Here is an 18,088-nt window from a genome sequence, read left to right as displayed (position 1 = left end):
TTAACGCTTACCCCATTCCCAACTCTTTCAACTTCCGCGTTAGGGTGTTTCGCCCCCAACCGAGCAGCCTGGCGGCTTCCTGTTTATGGCCCAGCGTATGGCGTAAGGCCGTGGTCAGTAATGTTCTTTCCAGTTCTGTCTGCGCTTCATAAAGCAAATTTTGATGACCGGCCCGCAAGGCGCGGTCTGCCCATTGTGCCAGTAATGTGGCCCAACTATCCGGCGGCAGATGGGATGAACTATCCGGCGCCGAGGCTTCAAACAGTTCACCCGGTAAATCCTGAATCAATACCTCTTGCCCGGCGGCCATGACGGTGAGCCAGCGGCAGGTATTTTCTAACTGACGCACGTTACCAGGCCATGCTAGGCGCGTTAACGCTGTTTCGGTTTCCGGATGTAATAATTTAGCTTCTACGCCTAATTCATGCGCGGCGACCTGCAAAAAATGGCGCGCCAGACGTGGAATATCTTCACGACGCTCGCGCAGCGGCGGGAGATGAATGCGAATCACATTCAGGCGGTGGAACAGGTCTTCGCGGAATTTTCCTTCCTGAACGCGTAATTCGAGATTCTGGTGGGTGGCGGCGATAATGCGCACATCTACTTTTACCGGCGCGTATCCGCCCACGCGGTAGAACTGTCCGTCAGCCAGCACGCGTAACAGACGAGTCTGGACATCCAGCGGCATATCGCCAATTTCGTCCAGAAACAGCGTACCGCCGTCAGCCTGCTCGAAACGGCCCTGCCGAATGGTATTCGCCCCGGTAAAAGCGCCTTTCTCATGACCAAACAGTTCAGATTCGATCAAATCTTTCGGGATGGCCGCCATATTGAGCGCGATAAACGGCGCGTTGGCGCGTGGGCTATGGCGATGTAGCGCATGGGCAACCAGTTCTTTACCTGTCCCGGATTCTCCGTTAATCAGCACGCTAATCGAAGAACGCGACAGCCGACCAATAATGCGAAACACATCCTGCATGGCGGGCGCTTCGCCTATCATGTCAGTCGTCGGGCCGTTAACCTCAATATTACGCGGTTGCTGCTGCTCCTGATAATGACTAATCGCGCGCTCGACCAGAGCGACGGCTTCATCAATATCAAACGGCTTAGGCAGATAATCAAACGCTCCCTGCTGATAGGCGCTCACGGCAGCATCCAAATCGGAATGCGCGGTCATAATGATGACCGGAAGCATCGGATGGCGTTGTTTAATCTGTTTTAACAGCGCCAGTCCGTCCATTCCTGGCATTCGGATATCCGATAGCAAGACGTCAGGCGTTTTACTGGCCAGTGCAGCCAGCGCTTCATTACCATTCTCAAAGGCGATACAGGTCAACCCTGCCCCGGCGAGAGCACGTTCAAGTACCCAACGGATGGAACTATCGTCATCGACGACCCAGACTATTCCTCGTTGCATAAACACCTCTATTTCCGAATCGGCAGGTAGACCGAAAACTCGGTATGACCCGGCCAACTGGTGAATTCAATTTTGCCGGCGTGTTGATCGATAAGATTGCGGGCAATGGATAATCCAAGCCCGGTGCCGCCTTCGCGACCGCTGACCATCGGATAGAAGAGCGTATCCTGTAAATGGGGAGGTATGCCCGGCCCGTTGTCTTCAACGTCTATACGCGCCGCCAGACGATAGCGTTCGCCGTGCAACGTTAACTGGAAGGCGGTACGCGTGCGCAGCGTAATTTCGCCGCCTTCCGACCCCAGCGCCTGCAAGGCGTTGCGGACAATATTCAGTAGCACCTGTTCAATCTGCTCCGGATCGTGCGGCAGCTCCGGCAGACTGGGGTCGTAATCGCGGATAAGCCGGATATTATCCGGCAACTCCATCGAAACCAGCGTGACCACGCGCTCCGCGACTTTATGTATGCTCTCGGTGATGTGCATTCCCGGATGTTGCGGTCCCAGCAAACGATCGACAAGGTTGCGTAGCCTGTCGGCCTGTTCAATGATGACTTTGGTATATTCCGTTAGCGACGGGTCGGGCAGCGCCTTGCTGAGCAACTGCGCTGCGCCGCGCAGGCCGCCGAGCGGATTTTTGATTTCGTGCGCCAGACCGCGAACCAGATCGCGGGCGGCGATTTGCTGCGCGTGCTGCAACTGCTCCTGACTCAGACGGCGCTGGTTATCCATCGGCGTCATTTCAAGCAGAATAAAACCGTCGGGCAGACGTTGTGCGGTTAAAGAGAGAATATGTGAGCGACTATCAATTACCAGCGTCACTTCATTATCGGTAAAGCCTTGTCCTGCCGCTAAACTCTCGCCCATCAGGTCAATATTTAACGAAAAATAGCTCAACAGTTCAGGTAACGGCGTACCAAACAGTTTACGTGAGCTTTGCGCGAGCAACTGTTGCGCGGCAGGGTTGGCGTAATGGATTGCCAGCGCGTCGTCGACCACCAGCACACTGTTGATTAACGAATTGAGGATCTGCCCAGCATCGGGCCGCATGCCTGTTGCCATTCAGCAGTCTCCTGAAAGTAATGCACCATTTTAGTGCATTATAGCTTTTTACTACTAAAAAGCGCGTGAGATCAGATTGTTGATGGAGAAAAAAGCCCATCGTGCGATGGGCTACAGATGAATAGCAAACGTAGATGCCGGATGGCGGCTTTGCCTTATCCGGCCTACAAGGTGATATTACCGGTAGACCTGATAAGCTTGCGCCATCAGGTGTCTTATCATTCGCCATCTATCTCAAGCCTGCCTGAACAGGCTAAACGTTTCCACGGCAACTTAAACGCTGTAGTACAGCTCAAACTCTACCGGGTGCGGGGTCATACGCACCCGGTCATCTTCTTCGCGACGTAGCGCAATGTACGCATCGATCGCTTCATCAGTGAACACGCCGCCTGCTTTCAGGAACTCGCGATCCAGATCCAGCGCGTTTAGCGCTTCTTCCAGAGAACCGGCAACCTGTGGGATCTCTTTCGCCTCTTCCGGCGGCAGGTCGTACAGGTTTTTGTCCATCGCTTCGCCCGGATGGATTTTATTCTTGATACCGTCGAGGCCTGCCATCAGCAGGGCGGCAAAGCATAAATACGGGTTAGCCGCCGGGTCCGGGAAACGAACTTCGATACGGCGCGCTTTCGGAGACGCCACCACCGGAATACGGATCGAGGCGGAACGGTTACGGGCGGAGTAGGCCAGCATCACAGGCGCTTCATAACCCGGGACCAGACGCTTGTAGGAGTTGGTAGTCGGGTTCGCCAGGGCGTTGATGGCTTTGGCGTGTTTGATGACGCCGCCGATGTAGTACAGCGCTTGTTCAGACAGGCCGGCATATTTGTCACCGGAGAACAGGTTTACGCCGTTCCTGGACAGGGACATGTGGCAGTGCATACCGGAACCGTTATCACCGAACATTGGTTTTGGCATAAAGGTCGCGGTCTTACCGAAGCGGTGAGCCACGTTATGCACCACATATTTGTAAATCTGAATTTCGTCGGCTTTTTTGGTCATGGTGTTAAAGCGGGTTGCCACTTCGTTCTGACCCGCAGTCGCTACTTCGTGGTGGTGCGCTTCGACAACCAGGCCCATCTGCTCCATGACCAGACACATTTCAGAACGAATATCCTGCGCGGAGTCGACAGGCGGTACCGGGAAGTAGCCCCCCTTCACTGCCGGACGGTGACCTTTATTACCACCTTCGTATTGGGTGGAGGAGTTCCAGGCGCCTTCAATGTCGTCAATGGCTACGTGAGAACCGGAAATGGACGTACCGAAACGGATGTCGTCAAACAGGAAAAATTCAGGTTCCGGCCCAAACAGAACCGTATCAGCGATACCTGTCGCACGCAGATAGTCTTCCGCACGCTTCGCGATGGAACGCGGGTCACGGTCATAACCTTGCAGAGTGCCAGGTTCCAGGATATCGCAACGGATAATCAGGGTAGAGTCGGCGAAGAACGGGTCGATAACCGCAGTAGACGCATCCGGCATCAGCACCATATCGGATTCGTTAATGCCTTTCCAGCCGCCGATAGAGGAGCCGTCAAACATTTTGCCTTCTTCAAAGAATTCGGCATTTACCTGATGAGCAGGAATCGTGACGTGCTGTTCTTTGCCTTTGGTATCGGTGAAGCGCAGATCGACAAACTTCACTTCGTGTTCGTTCAGCATCGTCAAAACGTGTTCAGCGGACATACTTATACTCTCCCGGATTGGTCATGGTCGGTCGTCGTGGTAACGAGATCTTCAATTCTGCTGGCCGTGTCGCCGTAAAAATATAAAGCGAAATCTGTGCCAACTTTCACATTGCCCCCAAAAGGCGTTATCATGCGCACCATCGTGCAAAAGGGCTGCACCACGGTGACTATGTTGCACCAAAATAGTGCTTAATGTGAACATTAAGCACCACATTGGTGCAATAGAACGCAAGCCACCCTTTTAACGCTCCGTGAAAGCGATCACAAAGAGACTCTGCAATACTTGTTTGCGGAGGATGTTTGTGATCCTGTTTTGTAGTGCGATTAATCCGTGTACAATAACGCGCTATTTCTAATGCCTGAGGCAAAGTTGTGATCGAAAATTTGCGTAACATCGCCATCATCGCGCACGTTGACCATGGTAAAACTACCCTGGTTGATAAGCTGCTCCAGCAATCCGGTACGTTCGACGCGCGTGCCGAAACTCAAGAGCGAGTGATGGACTCCAACGATTTGGAGAAAGAGCGTGGTATTACTATCCTCGCTAAAAACACCGCTATTAAATGGAATGATTACCGTATCAACATCGTTGATACTCCCGGGCACGCTGACTTCGGTGGTGAAGTAGAGCGCGTCATGTCCATGGTTGACTCTGTGCTGCTGGTGGTTGACGCATTTGACGGCCCGATGCCGCAAACGCGCTTCGTGACCAAAAAAGCCTTTGCTCATGGCCTCAAACCGATTGTGGTTATCAACAAAGTTGACCGCCCTGGTGCTCGCCCTGACTGGGTTGTTGACCAGGTATTCGACCTGTTCGTTAACCTCGACGCGACCGACGAACAGTTGGACTTCCCGATCATCTACGCGTCGGCGTTAAATGGTATCGCGGGTCTGGACCACGAAGATATGGCGGAAGACATGACCCCGCTGTATCAGGCGATCGTTGACCATGTTCCGGCGCCGGACGTTGACCTTGATGGTCCGTTCCAGATGCAGATCTCCCAGTTGGACTACAACAACTACGTTGGCGTTATCGGCATTGGCCGCATCAAACGCGGCAAAGTGAAGCCAAACCAGCAGGTTACTATCATCGATAGCGAAGGCAAAACCCGTAACGCGAAAGTGGGTAAAGTACTGACGCATCTGGGTCTGGAGCGTATCGACAGCAATATCGCCGAAGCGGGCGATATCATTGCGATAACCGGCCTGGGCGAACTGAACATTTCTGACACTATCTGCGACCCGCAGAACGTGGAAGCGTTGCCGGCGCTGTCCGTTGATGAGCCTACCGTGTCTATGTTCTTCTGCGTTAACACCTCTCCGTTCTGCGGTAAAGAAGGTAAGTTTGTGACTTCTCGTCAGATTCTTGACCGCCTTAACAAAGAGCTGGTGCATAACGTGGCGCTGCGCGTTGAAGAAACCGAAGATGCGGATGCGTTCCGTGTATCCGGTCGTGGTGAACTGCACCTGTCCGTGCTGATTGAAAACATGCGTCGTGAAGGTTTCGAACTGGCGGTATCCCGTCCGAAAGTTATCTTCCGCGAAATCGATGGCCGTAAACAAGAGCCATACGAGAACGTGACGCTGGACGTCGAAGAGCAGCACCAGGGGTCTGTCATGCAGGCGCTGGGCGAGCGTAAAGGCGACCTGAAAAACATGAATCCAGACGGTAAAGGCCGCGTGCGCCTTGACTACGTGATCCCAAGCCGTGGGCTTATTGGTTTCCGTTCAGAATTCATGACTATGACCTCTGGTACCGGTCTGCTGTATTCCACCTTCAGCCATTACGACGATATTCGTCCGGGTGAAGTGGGCCAGCGTCAGAACGGCGTACTGATCTCCAACGGTCAGGGTAAAGCGGTTGCGTTTGCGCTGTTCGGTTTGCAGGATCGCGGTAAGCTGTTCCTGGGGCACGGCGCGGAAGTTTACGAAGGCCAGATTATCGGTATTCACAGTCGTTCCAACGACCTGACGGTAAACTGTCTGACCGGTAAGAAACTGACCAACATGCGTGCGTCCGGTACGGATGAAGCGGTTATTCTGGTTCCGCCAATTAAAATGAGCCTTGAGCAAGCGCTGGAGTTCATTGATGACGACGAACTGGTAGAAGTAACTCCAACCTCTATCCGTATTCGTAAACGTCACCTGACGGAAAACGATCGCCGCCGTGCGAACCGTGGTCAGAAAGAAGAGTAATACGAGTTTCTCGTAAGTCGCCATCCGGCACCAAAAAAGCCGCTGAAATTCAGCGGCTTTTTAATACATTCGTTTAGAAGAAATATTTGGCCCCAATGCGAATCTGGTTTTGTTCGCGATGATAGGGTTCCACATTGCGATCCAACCAGCGTAACTCTAAGTACGGCAGCCAGCTCTGGCTAATCCGGTATCTGAAAGTATTGGTGATTTCCCAATGATGCTTCGTACCATTACTACTATTAAAATCATTAACATTATAAAAATAGTGTGGTTCAAAGGTATAAGAAAATTTATCGGTAATGGTAAAATTCCAGTAGTTACCGATTTCATAGCTGTCATTATTATCCAGTTCGCCATTCAAATCGGTTGAGCTATAACTATTGTGATTATATCGGTTACGTACCGTAAGATTAAACCATGGGGTAAATTTATAGTTAACATCCAGATAGACAGCGCCGCCGGAACCGATGCTTTTATCGTTTATTAAGCCCCCAGGCTGGATGGTTAATCTGTCCGTTGGTTTAAATAACGGATACCAGCCCTCAATCTCATTATAACCGTGCTTTAATTCATCATCACGCTGTAGCGTATAGGTATTGGTCAACATTATTCCGGCCCCCATATCGGAGTTATAGCCGACGCGCAGCATAAACTCCATTTGGTCAGACGCCAGGTTATAAGCCTCACGGTTTTCTACATAAGCGCCAGCAAAAACAGAGGTAGATACTACAGAGGTTAATATCACTAGTGTATTCAGATAGTTCATAATAAATCCATTTTTCAAATGTAGGGAAGCCGCCATCCATCGGGATGGATAAAGCGGCAAGCGTCGTTTAATTATTTACAGTAGAAATACTTTGTTTATTATTAGTCGCGACAGTTTGATTACCTGTTTTCTTCCGTTGAGCAATTTCCTCGATAATAAAAGCGAAACGTTGTTCATTGAGCTTATAAAAAAAGCCCATCGTTAGTGCTGCGATAATGGCAAGACCGCAAGGCCATAAAAAAATGAGCTGACGCAAACCAAGCAACGTGGCGTCACTTTGAGCTATGTTGGGCATATAACCGATTTGCGTCAGCATAATACCTGGCAAGAAGCCAGCAAGCGCAGCGGAAATTTTGCGGGAAAAGGTATAACCGGTATAAACCGAGCCTTCAGAGCGAATACCCGTTTTCCATTCGCCGTAGTCAACCGTATCCGGGACCAGAGCCCAGTTCAGGCTGTTGACGAAGGCGGTACCGAAAAACGCGACACAGGAGAAAATAACAAACAGGAATGATGTTCCACCCCAGATAAAATTCAGGATATCGCCAATGGCCCACAGTATCAGGCCGCCAAGATAAACCTGTTTTTTCCCGAAGCGTTTTACCGCTGTAGGTACTAATAAGACGCCAACCAGGATACAGCCCATGCTGAAAAAGCCCATCCATGACAGTAAATGAATATCGTTTAGCACGTACTGAGTGTAATAAACCTGAATGGCCAGTTTAATATTAAAGGCGGCCAGCGTACACAGATTGGCGATACAGAGCACCAGCAGGGGCGGATTACGAAAAATAGCGCAAAATGATTTCAATATGCTGGGCTTATGCGTGTCAGGCACGGTTTCGATATACCGCTCTTTCACTCCACTAAAACACCACCACATGCTGTACAGCCCGCAGACCGAAAAGATGGCCGCGGCAACCAGATAGCCTGGCGAAGGTATAGTGGTGAACAGCGCCTGAATAGGCATAAAACCTACGGTACAAAGCAGCAGGCCAATGGTAGCTCCACCTTGTCGCCATGCGGCGAGCTGGGCGCGCTCATGCGGATTTTTGGTGATAGCGGGTACCATCGCGCCGTATGAGCAGTTCATCAGGCTGTAGAATAGACCGAACAGCATAAACAGCACCGTCGCGAATGCTGTTTTAACGGGTAAAGTAAAGTGGGTGGCAAAGAATTGCGCAGTAGCAACCAGAGCCACCGGAAATGACGCATACAAAATAAAAGGCCGAAACTTTCCTTTTGTACCAATATTACGGCGTGAATCCAGCAATACGCCGGTGAGCATATCGGTAAGCGCGGTGAAAAATTTCGCCACCAGAAAGATAATTCCGCCGTAATAAGCGGGCATCCCTAGTTCATCGGTATAAAACTTCAGTAGATACAGCGTACCGATACACAGCATCAGATTCGAGCCAAAATCGCCCACGCCATAGGCGCATTTTTCCCGCAGGCTCAACTTTAGCGTTAGCGGATCATGATTAGACATAATCGCCTCTCAAAACGCCCGGCAGGGCGTTATATTTTATTGTTGTTAAACCGTATGTTTCCGGGCCTCAATTTCTTCCACAATTCGCACGTACATTTTTTCGTTGAGATTGTAGAAACAGCCCATCGCAATAATGGTGATGACCGCCAGAGCGCACGGATAAATAAAGATCAACTGGCGTAGTCCTTCGACAGTGCCCGCAGATTGCACGACATTTGGGACATAACCGATTTGCGTCAGCATCCAGCCGGGGAAGAACCCCGCCAGCGCCTGGGAGACCTTACGGAAGAAGGTGAAGCCAGTGTAAACCGTCCCTTCTGAGCGAACGCCGGTGCGCCATTCGCCGTATTCCACCGTGTCGGAAACCAGCGCCCAGTTCAGGCTGTTGACGAATGCCGAACCAAAGAAAGCCAGGCAGGAGAAAGCGACAAAACTGACCGAGCCGCCGCCAAAGAAGTAGTTGAGCAGATCGCCTGCTACCCATATTAACAGCCCGCCGATATAGACTTTTTTCTTGCCAAAACGCCTTACTGCGCCGGGCATCAAAAAGACGCCGATAAAAATACAACCCATGCTAAAGAAACCCATCCAGGAGAGGAGGATCGGGTCGTTAAGCACGTACTGGGTGTAATAGACCTGAATCGCCAGCTTGACGTTAAACGCACCTAACGTGCAGAGGTTGGCGATACACAGAATAAACAGCGGACGGTTACCGGCGATAGCGCGGAACGACTGCAATAATCCGGGCTTTTGCGCGTTATCGACAGGTTTTACTTCGACGTAGCGCTCTTTAACGCCGGCGTAGCACAGCCACATAAATAGCAGGCCAAATAATGAAAATAGCGTGGCGGCGAAAATATAGCTGAGTTGGGCATTGCCTTCGATCAGGTTCATGACCGGCACAAAGCCAACGGTACACAGCAGCAGGCCGAGAGTGGCGCCGCCCTGACGCCACGCGGCAAGCGAGGCGCGTTCATCCGGGTTCTTGGTAATCGCGGGCACCATCGCGCCATACGAGCAGTTCATCATGCTGAAAACCAGCCCGTACAGCATAAACAGCATCGTTGCGACGACGGTTTTTCCCGTCACCTCAAACGGTGTGCCGACAAAGTTAGCAATCGCCAGTAGCGTTACCGGAAATGCCGCGTAAAGCACGAACGGGCGGAATTTGCCCTTCGGACCAATTTTACGCCGCGAGTCGAGCATAATGCCGGTACCCATATCGGTAAATGCGGTGAAAAATTTGGCGATCAGGAAAATGATCCCGCCGTAAGTCCCTGGTAAACCCAGCACATCGGTATAAAATTTGAGTAAATAGAGGGTCCCGATATCTAACAGGATATTGGAACCTAAATCCCCCAGTCCATAGGCAAGTTTTTCTTTAAACGGCAAGCGTAGGGTTGCCGGATTTGATGATGTTTGACTCATTATTCTTCTCCATCTGCCCGCAGGTTTCCCTGCGGGCGAGCCGTATTAGATATTCCGTAAAGAAGCAAAAAGTGAAGCCCACTCGCTCTTCGCGCGATAGAAGACCGGCGGCTTGCCAATGGGCGCATCCACGGTAATTTCACCGCCGTGGTGAGCTTCGCCGGTCCAGATATTCACCCAGTGATCTTCCGGCAGGTACAGCGTCCAATCGCAACGCCCCTGCTCATAAACCGGCGCGACCAGCAGATCCTGACCGAGCAGATATTGATATTTCAGGGTGTAGGTTGCGGCATCGTTCTCGTAGTGCAGGAATAGCGGACGCATGACCGGCAGACCGGTAGCCGCGTTCTGCGCCACCGCCTGCTTGAGATACGGTTTCAGCGTGGTAAAGACGGTGGTCATGCGGGCAAAGTGGGCAATGGTTTCCGCGTCGCCGTCGAACTGCCAGTTATCGCCGGGACGGTTGCCTTCATGGGTGCGCATCATCGGCGTAAAGGCGCTGAAATCGCACCAGCGCAACAGCAACTCTTTGCTGCGCTTCATGTCGAACAACGTGGTGTAACCGCCGATATCGCTGTGATGCAGACCGTGGCCGGTCATCGCCAGCGACAATGCCGCAGGCACGACAGAGGCCAGACCATCATCAAGGCTCCAGTCAACGTTCTGGTCGCCTGCCCACATCATGGTGGAATACTTCTGACTACCGGTATAACCGGCGCGCATAAAGAACAGGATCTCGCCGAGTTTGCCGGTCTCCTGTAACGCGTCATAGTTACATTTCGCCCACAGCGCAGGCCAGGCGTTATGCATGATCTCGGCGCTGACGCCGTTGTGCAGATACGTATCGGTCGGCAGATATTCGCCGAAATCCGCCATCCAGCCGCTGCAGCCGAGCGCGATCATGTTCTTTTTGATAACGTCTTTGAACCAGTCGTAAGCTTCAGGATTGGTCAGATCGACCACGCCGCCATAAAATTCGCCAAACTCGACCAGATAGTCGCCGCCCGTGGCGTCTTTCGCCAGATAGCCGTGTTTCGCCGCCTCGGCGCAGAGGTCTTTATCACTGGCGACGTACGGGTTGATATAAGAGAGGAACTGTATGCCTTCTTCTTTCCACTGTTTGATACGGCTATCCAGCTGCGGATAGTTGTCGCTATTCCACTTCCAGTTCCACATTACGCGCTTGCCAAAGGAGGTCATGCGGATACCGGACCAGTCCTGCGCCCAAATACCGTTCACTTTTACGCCTGCGTTGCGCATGGTATCCAGTTTTTGCTGACAAACTTCCGTACCGCCCTGAATGCCTAGCGTGACGCCGTCGTAAACCCAGTCCGGCAGCTCTGGCTGGCGGCCTAACAGCGCAGTCAGTTTTTCCAGCAGGGCGATGTAGGTGTCGGCACACTCAAAACGCAGCGTAGTTTTATCTTCCCACAGCGCCAGTTCGTGATACTCCGGCGCGCTGAAGTCGAAATTCATATAACAGCTATTATCGACGTGGCAGTAATATTTTTGTGTGCTGACAAAGGTCGGTTGCGGGAAGAAGGTCCAGTAATAGTCGCCGCCGGCGTTCTCTTTACAGTCAGCCTGCCAGGTGACATAGCTGGTTTTATTACGGCCAACGCCCTGTTCGCTGGTCCACAGCGGGAACGGCTTGCCGCGCAAATCGAAATAAGAGAACTGTTCGCCGCAGCCGTAGATATGGTCATCTGGATTAGCCGCGAGGCGTAACCAGATACGGTTGTGGTGCAGGTCGTCGTTTTGCAGATCCAACGTCAGGCGTCCCGCCTCATCGGCAGAGAGGCGAAGGGTGGCGCTAATTGTTGCGCCACGGCTGAATTGTACCAGCCAGCCGTCGGGTAGCTCGCTGACCGTGGCCTCCGTTAAGGCAATCTTCTCGTTAAGTTTGTCTTTGATGCTGAAGTTGCCGCGGAACATATCAATGTCGGCAACGCCCGCGCCAATCCACAGACAGGGGTTTTCGGCGCTGTGCCGTAAAATTAGACGCTTTTGCCAGGTAAGCGCAAAACCATCCTGTGATGTTGTTAGTTTAAAATCGGTTGACCGTTGTGGTAGAGAATTCATTGTAGTCTCCGTGAATGTAGGGTAATTCGGTAATCCATCCGGGCTATTCACAGCCGATGGAAAAATGCAGTTGATGGATCGCTTTTGGGGCAAGATGAATAAGCGCGATCCCGGAATTAAATGCATCGGGCGGGCAGCTCATAGGTTCTACAGCGAGACCTTTTCGGCTTAGTTTTTCGCCGGTATAGATCTGTAGCCAGGGTTGGTTGCTGCGTAAAAATGTGGACATATTTTGCGTCGGGCAGGTAAGTCTGACCTCCCACTCAGCCGGGGTAGCCGCGGCCTTAATCGCATGATCAAGGCGCGTTTCGCCAATCAGGCATGATGCGGAAAAATCCCTGTCTGCGGGCAATTCTTCGCTTGCAGGCAGTGTTAATACACAGCTATCGATGCTTTGCAGATTGCAAGTCAAATAAGGGTGTGCGCCCGCGCCATAAGGCGCTGATTCATCGCCAATGTTTTGCGAACGAATCAATACATGCAGCCCGCTGGCGGCATCTAATCGATAAATCACTTCCGAACTTAATGCAAAGGGATAGCCGTAGGAGGGCGGCAGAAAAATCGTTAGCGACGCTTCTGACGTCGACTGATAGCTAACCTGCCAGTCCCGCCAGGCTAACAGACCGTGAATGGCGGCCTGCGAAATCGGGTCGTTAACGGCAAGCTGGTAATCCTTGCCGTTGTAGTGGTAGCAGCCATTTGCCACTCGGTTTGGCCAGGGAATTAACACCTTCCCCAGATGCGCCAGCGGCATCTCTTCTGGTTTATGCGGGATGACCACATGACGTCCATGATGGGTCAGCTCCGCCAGACCTGCGCCAACCGTGACAATTTTTGCCTGGTAACGACCCGCATTAAGCTGAATAGTTTTTCCATCGCTGTACATGGCTGCAATCCTCATGACCTATTTCGCGTTGATATCCAGCAGACCTGCCGCAACGGCTGGAGCCAGGCCCGGCGCGAGTGGCAGGCGAGGAATGACCAGACAGTGCAGTAAATGATAAATATCTTGCTTGCCGTCCCACACTTTGGTGGTCACTTTGTTATCGGCGTCCAGCTCTTGCCACCAGGAGCCATTTTCATAGTCCATCAGGTACTTAATGCAGTAATCCCACCATTTCTGATACCACTCTTCGTACTGGCTATCGCCGGTGAGGGTATACAGGGCATAAGCGGTGCCCATCGCTTCAACGATCGGCCAGCGCACTCTTTCACGGACAATCGGTTTGCCGTCCCAGTCCACCGAATAGACAAAACCGTCTGCGCCGTCCGGCGCCCAGGCGTCGCGGATGGTGGCATGGAACAGACCTTTGGCGTCTTCCAGCAGCCAGGCGGGAGGCGTTTCGGAGCGCGCTTCCAGCGCGGCATGCAGATGCAACATCAGACGGCCCCACTCGATCCAGTGGCCCGGCGTACCGCCGTAAGCGCGAAAGCGGTGAGCAGGGTTATCTTTGTTGTAGTCGCGGATAGGGTTCCACTGTGAATCGAAGTGTTCATTGACGCGATAATCACCGCTGCGGGCGACATCGTGAATAATCACTGACGCGATGCGTAGCGCACGGTCGAGCCATTTACGGTCATGGGTGACGTCATAAACAATCAGAAACGCTTCGACGGCGTGCATATTGGCGTTGCCGCCACGGTAGTCTTCGGTTTTGCTGAAGGCTTCATCCCAGGACTCCAGGCACATCTGCTCTTCTTCACTCCAGAAGTATTTCTCAATAACTTCAATGGCGTAATCCAACAATTTTCTGGCTTCAGGATGACCGGTAGTGACGGCGCTGGCCGCGCCCAGCAGGGCGAAGAAGTGTTGATAACCCTGTTTAGAGGCATCCACCACGCCCTGGTCGTTAACGCAGGCATACCAGCCGCCGTATTTTTTATCGCGCAGCGCGCCGTTCATGGCTTTGATACCGTGATCGACCAGATCATAAGCGCCCGGTCGGCCCATGGATGCCGCCACGGAATAAACGTGCAGCATACGCGCCGTGATCCAAAGATGGGTGCCCATCTCTTCTTTGATTTGCCCTTTATTTCCCAGCCAGCCGAAGCCTGTCGGCACCGCGGCGTTTTTACCGAAATTAAAGATGCGGTCGGTTTCCTGCTCCAGCCAGCGGTTGTGGCTCAACGTGTTAAACCATTTCATTCTTTCATCCTCGTATTAACGACGTTTCGCCATCATTTCATCGACGATCTCGCCCAGATGTTGCAACTTAGGCGCGGAAACATCACGTAGCATCAGCTCGGTATCCGGTAAACCAATCACTGATGACCAGACCGCGCGTCCCGCCAGGAACCCAGATGCGCCAGCTTCCATGGCGACCCTGACCGCGCGAGGGAACAGTTTTTCGTCCACACCGGAAGAGAGGATGACCCACGGCATATTGATATGCCCATTCAGGCGTTGTGAGGCGGTAAGAAGATCGGAACGCGCGCCTTTGCCGTAGAGCGGCATTTCAACTTTGTAGAGATCGGCGCCGCTGTCGCCCAGCTCTTTGGCCGCATCGATAATCGCCTGCTCGCGATCGAACTTGTCGCCGCAGCGCGGCGGACGTACAACCGGTTCGATAATGCTCAGCAAACCATTGGAGTGGCATAATTCATTGAATTCTTTGACCATATCCAGACGCTGCTGCGCGTCTTCGTCGCTGCGCCACAGCACCAACAGTTTTAAGGCTTTCGCGCCATCCTGTTTTACCGCCTGCGCATTAATTTTTTTATCAATGACCACGTTATCAACGGGAATACCGTTGCCCGGGATGAAATCATCCGCCGCGACGATCATGGCGCAGCTTTTAGCGACCGCGTTTTGTTCTACGGCCTGGCGATAACAGAACTGCTGATCCAGCAGAACGGCAGAGGCATATGGGGAAAGAATTTTCGCCGCATTCACTTTGAAATCCGTCAGCACGCTATCGGCGACGGGTGGTTTCGCACCAGCAGCAGCAAACATTAAACGCATCGCCTCGCGCTGATCGACAGCCAGCATGGCAAACCCGCCGGACGCTCGCGTAATGTCTTTGATGGTGTAGTTGTTCATTCAATTTTCCTTTATACAGTCGTTACTTTTTTACGTTGGCGGTCAGCCCGGCGCTGATGCGCACCTGTTCCAGGATGGCGCTCCAGTCTTCCCGACCGCGGCCTGCGGCCCGCGCCAGGTTATAAACTTCACGGGAGGCGGCGCCGAGCGGCATCGGTACGTGCAGTTGATTGGCGACATCCAACGCGATGCCAAGATCTTTGTGCGCCAGATCGATCATGAAGGCGGGAGATAGATCCCCTTTCATCACTTTATTCGGCCAGGTGGTGGTGAAATGCCCTTTGCCTGCGGCAGTGCCGTTCATCACTTTTAAAGCCACGTCGAAGGAAAGCCCCAGCGCTTCACACAGCACGGCGGCTTCGGCGGAGAGCGCATTTAGCGCAATACTCATGTAGTTGTTGATCAGTTTTACGCGAATACCCATTCCCGGGCCGCCGGTGTTGACCAGCTCATTACCCATCGCCATCAGAACAGGAGTGGCGCGCTCTACTTGCTCTGCCGTACCGCCTGCCAGCAGCAACAATGTGCCGGTAATCGCGTTGTCGGATGTCCGGCCTACCGGCACATCCATCATGCTGAACCCTTTGCTCTGCATGTCGGCAATCAGCTTGTCGGTTTGCAACGGATGAATAGTGGACATATCAATGACCAGCGCTTCACGGGAAAGGGTTTCGCAAACGCCTTGCTCGCCAAACAAAACAGAACGAACCAGATCGCCGTTCGGGAGCATGGTGATAACAAATTCAGCGCCGATGGTTGCCTGAGCCGGGCTACTTGCAGGTTGCGCGCCTTTGTCTACCAGACGCTGTACGGCGTCGGGATTAACATCGAAGACGCTGAGTTGATGGCCCTGCTTTAGCAGATTGCTCGCCATAGGGGAGCCCATCTGCCCCAACCCGATAAATGCTATAACTGCCATATCGTTCTCCTGAACACGGTGGTGTCATTTTTTGTCATTAATGAGCGTTTTTCTGTCTGTTTGTGATCGTATTTGTAATTTATGGTCAAAAAATTGACAGCCGTCACTTTTTAAACATTTCGTGAAATTAAAATGAGCGCATCGCAAATGTTTGAGGAATGACCATGGTTCGTATTGCTTGTGTAGGTATTACCGTGATGGATCGCATCTATTACGTGGAAGGATTACCGACAGAAGGGGGTAAATATGTGGCGAAGCGCTATACGGAAGTGGGCGGCGGGCCTGCGGCGACCGCTGCCGTGGCTGCGGCGAAATTGGGCGCGCAGGTGGACTTTATTGGCCGTGTGGGCGATGACGACACCGGAAACAGCCTGCTGGCGGAGCTGGAATCCCTGGGGGTAAATACCCGCTATACCCGCCGCTACACGCAGGCCATGTCGTCGCAGTCAGCGATTATGGTGGATGCCAATGGAGAGCGGATCATCGTTAATTATCCCAGCCCGGATTTATTACCTGACGCCGACTGGCTTAACGACATCGATTTTTCGCAGTGGGATGTGGTGTTAGCGGATGTGCGCTGGCATGACGGCGCAAAACAGGCATTTACGCTGGCGCGTCAGGCTGGCGTCATGACCGTTCTCGATGGCGATATTACGCCGCAGGATATTAGCGAGCTGGTGGCGTTAAGCGACCACGCCGCCTTCTCCGAGCCGGGGCTGGCACGCCTGACGGGGATGAGCGAAACCCTTGATGCGCTAAAAAAACACAAACGCTCACAAATGGACATGTCTACGTCACGCGAGGCAGCGAAGGCTGCAACTGGTTGGAAAAAGCGGCGGTACGCCACCAACCGGGTTTTACCGTTGAGGTGGTGGATACTACCGGCGCGGGCGATGTTTTTCACGGCGCGCTGGCATTTGGGCTGGCAAGCGGATACGCCATCGAAGAAGCTGTCAGATTCGCCAGCGGCGTTGCCGCGCTGAAGTGTACGCGCCCAGGTGGTCGAGCGGGTATCCCTGATTGTGAGCAAACCCGATCTTTCTTGTCACTTTTTGTATAATATGGGCAGTAGGAAGCTTTTAGAGGAATGCTCATGAGTCTTACCGAACTGACCGGTAATCCGCGCCACGATCGGCTGTTAATGCTCATTGATGAGCGCGGTTATATGAATATTGATGAGTTAGCCTGTTTGTTGGAGGTTTCTACCCAGACGGTTCGCCGCGATATTCGTAAATTAAGCGAGCAGGGGCTGATTACGCGTCATCATGGCGGCGCCGGCAGAGCGTCCAGTGTGGTCAATACCGCCTTTGAGCAGCGGGAGGTCTCCTGGACGCAAGAGAAAAAAGCCATTGCGGAAGCCGTGGCTGACTATATTCCGGATGGCTCCACGATATTTATCACGATTGGAACGACGGTTGAGCAGGTGGCGCGCGCGCTGCTCAACCATAATCATCTGCGCATTATCACCAATAGCCTGCGCGTCGCGCATATTCTCTATAATAACCCTCGCTTTGAAGTGATGGTGCCTGGCGGCACGCTGCGCCCGCATAATAGCGGCATTATCGGGCCCTCCGCGACGGCGTTTGTCGCGGGGTTCCGGGCAGACTATCTCGTCACCAGCGTAGGCGCGATAGAGAGCGATGGCGCGTTACTGGAGTTTGATGTCAACGAAGCCAGCGTAGTGAAAACCATGATGGCCCACTCACGACATATTCTGCTGGCCGCCGATCATACGAAATACCATGCTTCTGCGGCGGTCGAGATCGGCAATGTGTCACAGATTACCGCTCTGTTTACGGACGAGTATCCCGGTCCGGCATTGCAGAATTTACTGCAATCCCAGCAAATCGAAGTGGTTCAGGTGAGTCCTTCGCTGGACGACGCCGTTTCAGCGTGACAATTGCCCTTGTGCCGGATGGTCGCGTCAGCACTTTATTCGGCCAATAAAACGGCGCTGTGATGCAGGCGATATTGGACATCGTCTGCGTTTCTATTGTCTTTTTGTTAA

General features: G+C 52.7%; 13 protein-coding genes and 1 pseudogene. 3 read left to right on the top strand and 11 right to left on the bottom strand.

Going from position 1 to position 18,088, the window contains the following annotated elements; all coding sequences use genetic code 11:
• Positions 1-7: 7 nt before the first annotated feature.
• The 3 genes from glnG to glnA form a co-directional block, all read right to left on the bottom strand.
• Entirely contained in the window at positions 8-1,417 is a 1,410-nt protein-coding gene (gene glnG / locus F4V61_RS18225) for a nitrogen regulation protein NR(I) (protein ID WP_012210755.1), read from the bottom strand.
• An 8-nt stretch (positions 1,418-1,425) separates the two neighbouring features.
• On the bottom strand, positions 1,426-2,475 hold the full coding sequence (gene glnL, locus F4V61_RS18220; protein ID WP_000190540.1) for a nitrogen regulation protein NR(II): 1,050 nt from the start codon (positions 2,473-2,475) through the stop codon (positions 1,426-1,428).
• A gap of 273 nt (positions 2,476-2,748) precedes the next feature.
• Positions 2,749-4,158 (bottom strand): glutamate--ammonia ligase, encoded by a 1,410-nt coding sequence (glnA, locus tag F4V61_RS18215; protein ID WP_001271702.1) that lies wholly within the window; start codon positions 4,156-4,158, stop codon positions 2,749-2,751.
• Between the two features lie 374 nt (positions 4,159-4,532).
• On the opposite strand from glnA, the gene typA reads away from it, so the two are divergent.
• Complete coding sequence (gene typA, locus F4V61_RS18210) at positions 4,533-6,356, top strand: ribosome-dependent GTPase TypA (protein WP_000572062.1); 1,824 nt, start codon at positions 4,533-4,535, stop codon at positions 6,354-6,356.
• 73 nt (positions 6,357-6,429) lie between these two features.
• Here typA and ompL read toward each other — a convergent pair whose 3' ends face one another.
• From ompL to yihU, 8 genes are all read right to left on the bottom strand, one after another.
• Positions 6,430-7,122, bottom strand: a complete 693-nt coding sequence (gene ompL / locus F4V61_RS18205; protein WP_058819774.1) for a porin OmpL — start codon at positions 7,120-7,122, stop codon at positions 6,430-6,432.
• Positions 7,123-7,189: 67 nt separating this feature from the next.
• Positions 7,190-8,611 carry an MFS transporter gene (locus F4V61_RS18200; RefSeq protein ID WP_079828383.1) on the bottom strand — a complete coding sequence of 474 codons (1,422 nt, stop codon included), beginning with the start codon at positions 8,609-8,611 and terminating at the stop codon, positions 7,190-7,192.
• Between the two features lie 45 nt (positions 8,612-8,656).
• Entirely contained in the window at positions 8,657-10,039 is a 1,383-nt protein-coding gene (locus F4V61_RS18195; RefSeq protein ID WP_079828381.1) for an MFS transporter, read from the bottom strand.
• Positions 10,040-10,084: 45 nt separating this feature from the next.
• On the bottom strand, positions 10,085-12,121 hold the full coding sequence (locus F4V61_RS18190) for an alpha-glucosidase (RefSeq protein WP_079828379.1): 2,037 nt from the start codon (positions 12,119-12,121) through the stop codon (positions 10,085-10,087).
• Positions 12,122-12,164: 43 nt separating this feature from the next.
• On the bottom strand, positions 12,165-13,022 hold the full coding sequence (locus F4V61_RS18185) for an aldose-1-epimerase (protein ID WP_038397293.1): 858 nt from the start codon (positions 13,020-13,022) through the stop codon (positions 12,165-12,167).
• 3 nt (positions 13,023-13,025) lie between these two features.
• Complete coding sequence (gene yihS / locus F4V61_RS18180; RefSeq protein WP_000870933.1) at positions 13,026-14,267, bottom strand: sulfoquinovose isomerase; 1,242 nt, start codon at positions 14,265-14,267, stop codon at positions 13,026-13,028.
• A 15-nt stretch (positions 14,268-14,282) separates the two neighbouring features.
• Complete coding sequence (gene yihT / locus F4V61_RS18175; RefSeq protein WP_038397290.1) at positions 14,283-15,161, bottom strand: sulfofructosephosphate aldolase; 879 nt, start codon at positions 15,159-15,161, stop codon at positions 14,283-14,285.
• A 22-nt stretch (positions 15,162-15,183) separates the two neighbouring features.
• Positions 15,184-16,080, bottom strand: coding sequence for a sulfolactaldehyde 3-reductase (gene yihU, locus F4V61_RS18170; RefSeq protein WP_000268247.1), 897 nt, complete (start codon positions 16,078-16,080; stop codon positions 15,184-15,186).
• A gap of 164 nt (positions 16,081-16,244) precedes the next feature.
• On the opposite strand from yihU, the pseudogene F4V61_RS18165 reads away from it, so the two are divergent.
• Together F4V61_RS18165 and F4V61_RS18160 are read left to right on the top strand one after the other, a co-directional pair.
• Positions 16,245-17,140, top strand: a pseudogene (locus F4V61_RS18165) (sugar kinase).
• Between the two features lie 33 nt (positions 17,141-17,173).
• Positions 17,174-17,977, top strand: a complete 804-nt coding sequence (locus F4V61_RS18160) for a DeoR/GlpR family DNA-binding transcription regulator (RefSeq protein ID WP_000059685.1) — start codon at positions 17,174-17,176, stop codon at positions 17,975-17,977.
• Positions 17,978-18,088: the final 111 nt, after the last annotated feature.

The organism is Salmonella enterica subsp. arizonae (assembly GCF_008692845.1).
Taxonomy (GTDB): domain Bacteria; phylum Pseudomonadota; class Gammaproteobacteria; order Enterobacterales; family Enterobacteriaceae; genus Salmonella; species Salmonella arizonae.
The sequence above is the reverse complement of the archived record's forward strand: the minus strand, read 5'-3'. Positions and strand labels throughout refer to the sequence as shown.